This window comes from Pyxidicoccus fallax (assembly GCF_012933655.1).
Lineage (GTDB): Bacteria > Myxococcota > Myxococcia > Myxococcales > Myxococcaceae > Myxococcus > Myxococcus fallax.
Map to the genome: position 1 here is coordinate 1 of NZ_JABBJJ010000816.1, position 386 is coordinate 386.

The following is a 386-nucleotide window of genomic DNA, read 5'->3' on the forward strand; positions in this document are numbered from 1 at the left end:
GCTCAGGCCGCTGCGTGCGGTCTGTGCCAGCAGCTCGTCGCCGCTCTTGAACGGGTAGGGCAGCGGGGTTTCATCGGGCACGATGCGGTCATCGGCCGCGTCGTCCTGGTTGACCACGAAGCCACCACCGACCGAGTAGTAATCGCGGGTGGCGATCACTTCGTCGTCGGCGTTGTACGCGGTGAAGCGCATGCCGTTGGTGTGGTAGGGCAGCTTCTGGCGCTTGTTCATGCCGAGATCGCGCTTCTCGTCGAAGGCGATCTCGTGCTGGCCCATCAGCTGGATGCGCTTGCTGCTGCGGATGCGCTCCAGGGTGGCCGGAATGATGTCCGGGTCGATCAGGTTAGGCCGTTGGCCTTCCAGGCCCAGCAGGATCGCCTTGTCGG

1 protein-coding gene is annotated in these 386 nt (G+C 64.8%); it reads right to left on the reverse strand.

What is annotated here, in order from left to right:
• Positions 1 to 386 (reverse strand): serine dehydratase beta chain (locus tag HG543_RS54300; RefSeq protein ID WP_281404575.1); only part of this gene is annotated, 386 nt, incomplete at both ends.